The following is a 5,705-nucleotide window of genomic DNA, read 5'->3' on the forward strand; positions in this document are numbered from 1 at the left end:
GTTTATATAACACTATAAAAAATGAAAAGATAGATAATATTGGAAATGATGTACTTAGAGAGATAGAAAATCAATGTTTATAGTGAAGAAGATTATAAAATAAAAAGGATGATTCTTATAATCATTTAAAAATAACAGAAGTACTTGTTCTAATAAAGAATGAATAGTGCTTTAAAAATCAGAAGGGATAGCCATGCAAAACAAAATTATCGTTATGTTTCAAAAAGATTTTCGTTTATATGATAACCCAGCTCTATTTGAGGCTGTTCAGTCCGGGGAGGTTCTTCCGGTATATGTACAAGATGAAACTTTTTCAATAGGAAGTGCGGCAAAGTGGTGGTTACGCCATGCTATAATGGATGTCCAAAAGCAACTTAAGGCATTGGGCTCTACTTTAATAATCCGCAAAGGAAATACACAGGAAGAAATACTTTCTCTCATAAAACAATTAGATATAACGGCTGTATATTGGAATAGTTGTTATGATCCAGACAGGTTAAAATCTAATCAAAAAATGAAAATGATATTAGAAGATAAAGGTATTATTTGTAAGGAATTTAATTCGCATTTATTATTAGAACCGTGGATTATAAAAAAGAAGGATAACACTGAATATAAGGTGTTTACGCCTTTTTACAATGCATTTCAAAAGCAGGTAATACCTAAACCTATTAGCAGAGTGCAGAGTATAAAGTGGGGAAACTCTTTACCAGCAAGCTTATCTGTCTCAGAATTACACTTGTTGCCGACTATACCGTGGACATCTCATATGGAAGCAATATGGGAGCCTACAGAGGAAGGGGCATACAAAACATTTAAGAAATTTTTCTCTAGTAAATTAGCCTCTTATAGTGAAGGAAGAGATTTTCCAAATCAAAATGCTCATTCAATGTTGGCGCCATATCTTTCATTTGGCCAAATATCAGTGAAGTTAATGTATCACTACTTAATAAATAAAAGTACCGAAAGACAATGTAGTTTTTTTGAAAAACAAGTGATTAGTTTTATACGCCAATTAATTTGGAGAGAGTTTTCTTATTATTTGCTATATCACTATCCGTTTACAGTATATAAACCTCTTAATAAAAACTTTGAACATTTTCCGTGGAATAAGGAAGAGGAGTTATTAAGAGTATGGCAGAAGGGTGAAACTGGTTATCCGTTTATTGATGCGGGAATGCGAGAACTATGGCAAACCGGTTTTATGCATAATCGGGCAAGAATGGCTGTAGCCTCTTTTCTTGTAAAGCATTTGTTAATTCCGTGGCAAGAAGGAGCAAAATGGTTTATGGATACACTACTAGATGCTGATATTGCAAATAATACAATGGGATGGCAATGGGTTGCTGGAAGTGGAGCAGATGCATCACCGTACTTTCGTATTTTTAACCCCATCACACAAGGAGAAAAGTTTGATAAAAATGGAGAGTATATAAGAAGATGGGTACCAGAATTAAGCGATATACCGAATAAATATATACATAAACCATGGGAAGCGCCTGCGCATATTTTACAAAAGGCCAATATAAAGCTTGGGGATACATATCCTTATCCGATTGTTGATCATAAGGCAGCACGAGAGAGAGCCCTTTGTGCATATAAAAGTATGAAAGAATTTGTATAAAATAGGTTAAAAAATATGTATTTGGAATTTAAATATTAGAATTTTATCCATTACAAGGGCATACTAATCATATAAAGTTTCTATAATCTTCTAGTAAAAAGGAGAATGTTTATGAAAAAATCTAGTATTATAGTATTTTTACTAACATATGGTTTGTTTTATGTTTCTAGTGTTTTATTCCCTATTGATCGTACTTGGTATGATGCGTTAGAAAAGCCGTCTTGGACACCTCCTGGTATGACAATCGGAATGATATGGGCTGTATTATTTGGACTTATTGCATTATCAGTTGCAATTATTTACAACAACTATGGATTCAAGCCAAAAACATTTTGGTTTTTATTCCTTTTAAATTATATATTCAATCAAGCGTTCAGCTATTTTCAATTTAGCCAAAAGAATTTGTTTTTAGCAACAGTAGATTGTTTACTTGTCGCTATTACTACGTTACTTCTCATAGCGGTTTCTTCCAAATTATCTAAAGTATCGACATGGTTGCTAATACCATATTTTTTATGGTCTGCATTTGCTACATATTTATCTTGGACAATTTATAGTATAAATTAAAGACGGAACTAAAAACTTGAGCACAATAAAAATGCTCGAGTTTTTATGTGTGTTAATGATAATCCGAAATATGGAATATATACATCTTATGGAGGTCATCTTTGTGAAAAAATGGATAAAAATTATGCTGTACTCTTTACTAGCTATTTTAATTATAGGAAGTTTTACTTTTTTGACTTGGTCTCAGTTTACTTATAAACCGACGAAAGAGGCTTTGTCGTTAGTAGATGATAAAAAAGATGAAGATAATATCGTTTTTGGAGCGAAAGATGCGAAAGTAGGGGTTATTTTTTATCAAGGAGCTAAAGTAGAAGCTGAGGCTTATAGTTACTTAGGAGAAGCGCTTGCAAAAGATGGGCACTTTGTAGTAATGCCTAAGTTACCATTAAATTTAGCGATACTTGGAATAAATGAGGTAGACAGTGTAATTGAAAAGTATCCGGAAGTTCAAAAATGGTATGTTGCAGGGCATTCAATGGGAGGAGCTATGATTTCTAAGTATGCCTTCCAACATGAAGACAAGGTAGACGGGATTATTTTCTTAGGTTCGTATCCTGCAGATGACTTTTCTACAAAATCGATTCCGATGTTATCAATTTATGGGGAAGTAGATGCTTTAGCAACTCTAGAAAAAATAGAGAACAATAAAAAGTTAATGTCGAAAAATACAACTATGCACATGATAAAAGGGGGAAATCATGCTCATTTTGGCATGTATGGTGAGCAAAAAGGTGATAATGCGAGTTTAATTACGGCAAAAGCACAACGAGATGAAACAGTAAAAGTAATTGAACAATGGTTATTGGAACAATGATAACGAATTTAATAAATCTACCGAAAGAATTATCCAAACGGTAGATGGGAGAGAGAATAAAGAGCCAAATCGTATGAATTGGCTCTTTTATTTATTTGCTATCTCCAATTGTCCCCTTATTTTCTCAGGAATATCCTCTTTAGAAATAATATCGTAAGAATACACATATTTTCCTTTCACATGAATTTTTAAGTAAGTTTTTCTTATAAAATCATTAGGCGTGTTCGTTCCAACTGTATATTCTTTTTCATTACTTAATTCGTCAACAGCTTTTAGTGAGTACATAGCTTTGCCTTTATGATGATAATCTGGAACACCATATCCTTTCGCAACGGCATATACATTTTTTTCTTCAGCAATCGGATTAAATCTGTCTAAATCTCCGCGTAATATAAAAGGTAGTAAGTATATAGGGAGGCCTATTCCTAGTATGCAAATTACAAATTTCTTCATGATCGTTTCTCCTTTTGTCTATTTACATTTTTGAGTATAGAAAAAAGTTCTTATGAATATAGAGGGAAATTCTTTAAGTTTTTCTTAATAAAGTTTAACTTTGTGAAAAAAACTAATTTGAGCATTAAGTTTACGAAATGAATAGCCAAATAACCTGTTTTCTTTATTTTTTGATGGTAGGTTATTAGGTTTTATATTGGTATGAGTGAATTAAGAAATAAGTGAGATTTAGGAAATAGAATGAATTTATCTTACAGTAATAAGAGAATTACCTAAATAAATGATAGTGAGAACAATTAAAGAAAGCATCTAGTGGGGTGCTTTTTTCTTTTGAAACAGAGAATCTCACGGGTAGGTTACATGTAATTTCGTGCTGTGCTTCTAGGTCATTGGAAAATCCAACAATAAAAAAAGAGGGGGAAGGCGTTTTTTATTGAAGTTTGTTAATGATAGATTTTTAACTTGAGAGGGGGATCGTAAAATAGATTATTAATCTCTTTGGTAATTTTTATTTTCCTTATAGTTGGCATATTGTATTAGAAATTTTAAATTTTGAAGGGAGAATCAATAAGTATGGGTAAGAAAAGAAGAATAAGTAATAAGTTATTACTTATCAGTGCAATTTTTACAATAGCAATTCCCTCAGTCTCATATGGGGAGGAAGTAATTTCACCTGAAAAGTTTACGAGTTCTTCAAGTTTGTATAAGGCACGGAATACGGAAATTCTGAAAACAAATTTATATCCTAATACATATAATAATCCATTTAACCACCAATTTATTTCAAAATTAAAGGAAGTAAACACAAATATAAAAAAAATAGACAATAGTGATGATGAAAATCCTGTTATATCTACTACTCTTTCATTTATTCGCCATATGAATAGTGAAGATTATAAATCTGCATTTGATTTAACCTCAAGGTCATTACAGAAAATAATATCCGAAGAATGGTTGAAGAGCTATTGGGAGGGACTGCCAGTTCAATTACAAGCAGGTTCTTTTATAGAAATTGGAGAGGTTACACAAAAAGAGACAAATCCTGTTCATACAAATGTGGAGATTCAATTAGTTTTTGAAAAAATGACTGTACCTTTACTAATTAAACTAGATCCATCTGGAAAAATAGACGATTTTCAACTAAGCATGTCGTTTAGTCCTGTTGCTGAGCGTCCATCATATAGTAAGCCTGAATCATTTGTTGATAAAGAAGTAGTAGTTGGAAGTGGTGCATTTCCATTACCAGGAACATTGTCGGTTCCAAAAGGAAATGGTCCTTTTCCAGCGGTTATTCTTGTTCAAGGATCAGGAGCAACTGATCAGGATGAAACAGCGTTTGCTTTAAAACCATTTCGCGATTTAGCTGAAGGTCTTGCATCGAAGGGAATTGCTGTCCTTCGCTATAATAAACGAACGTATGAACATGGGCTGAAAACACAATTCAGTCCCTTCTATACAGTTGATAAAGAGACAACAGATGATGCTCTTCTTGTAACTCAATTTCTTAAAAATGAGCCTCTAATAAATAAGAATCAAATATATATTCTTGGTCATAGTCAAGGTGGAATGATGCTTCCGAAAATGATTGAAAAAGACCAAAATCAAAATATTGCTGGGGCAATTGTAATGGGTGGACCAGCTCGTACGATTCAAGACGTTGTTTTAGATCAATTTGAGTATCTTTTTTCTATTGGAGCAATGAACCAGGAGCAATATAAATTCTACAAATCGCAATTTGAATTATTAAATGATCCAAATTTCTCTGGTCAGAATCCTCCAAAAGATTTTTACTTAGGATCAGCAGTATTTTGGGATTCTATTCGGAAAATTAAAGCAGCAGAAATATCAAAAGAACAAAAGACACCACTTCTTATTATTCAAGGAGAAAGAGACTATCAAGTTCAATCAAAAATCGAAATTCCCCTTTGGAAAGAACAATTAAAAGAACGAAATAACGTTGATTATCGACTATATCCAAAGTTAAATCATTTCTTTACAGAGGGCGATGGGGAAATAAGTAAACCGGATGAATATTATAGTCCTGCTAATATTCCTGAGTATGTTATAAATGATATTGCTGCTTGGGTGCAAGGCAGATCGCAATTAAATTAGCAACCATATGTTTTAATAAAGACTTTCTTTCTGTAATCAAAATAGAAATATTTTTATTAGGTTATATGTTTTTTTTAGCACTCTTTGAAAAGGAGTGCTTTTTTATTTTTCTATGATTTCTATAAAATAATGGAC

5 protein-coding genes are annotated in these 5,705 nt (G+C 32.3%); 4 read left to right on the forward strand and 1 reads right to left on the reverse strand.

Annotated elements, in window-relative coordinates:
* Window positions 1–193: 193 nt before the first annotated feature.
* The 3 genes from GBN78_RS28020 (at window position 194) to GBN78_RS28030 (ending at window position 3,005) form a co-directional block, all read left to right on the forward strand.
* Window positions 194–1,624, forward strand: a complete 1,431-nt coding sequence (locus GBN78_RS28020; protein ID WP_152127946.1) for a cryptochrome/photolyase family protein — start codon at window positions 194–196, stop codon at window positions 1,622–1,624.
* A gap of 111 nt (window positions 1,625–1,735) precedes the next feature.
* Entirely contained in the window at window positions 1,736–2,191 is a 456-nt protein-coding gene (locus tag GBN78_RS28025; protein WP_000749743.1) for a TspO/MBR family protein, read from the forward strand.
* Window positions 2,192–2,294: 103 nt separating this feature from the next.
* Window positions 2,295–3,005: an alpha/beta hydrolase gene (locus GBN78_RS28030; RefSeq protein ID WP_152127947.1), complete on the forward strand. Its 711-nt coding sequence runs from the start codon at window positions 2,295–2,297 to the stop codon at window positions 3,003–3,005.
* 87 nt (window positions 3,006–3,092) lie between these two features.
* On the opposite strand, the gene GBN78_RS28035 is transcribed toward GBN78_RS28030, so the two are convergent.
* Window positions 3,093–3,458 carry a YxeA family protein gene (locus tag GBN78_RS28035; protein WP_000714887.1) on the reverse strand — a complete coding sequence of 122 codons (366 nt, stop codon included), beginning with the start codon at window positions 3,456–3,458 and terminating at the stop codon, window positions 3,093–3,095.
* Window positions 3,459–4,031: 573 nt separating this feature from the next.
* On the opposite strand from GBN78_RS28035, the gene GBN78_RS28040 reads away from it, so the two are divergent.
* Window positions 4,032–5,570: an alpha/beta hydrolase gene (locus GBN78_RS28040; protein WP_142284823.1), complete on the forward strand. Its 1,539-nt coding sequence runs from the start codon at window positions 4,032–4,034 to the stop codon at window positions 5,568–5,570.
* Window positions 5,571–5,705 lie beyond the last annotated feature (135 nt).

The organism is Bacillus sp. B2-WWTP-C-10-Post-4, from assembly GCF_009183805.1.
Lineage (GTDB): Bacteria > Bacillota > Bacilli > Bacillales > Bacillaceae_G > Bacillus_A > Bacillus_A cereus.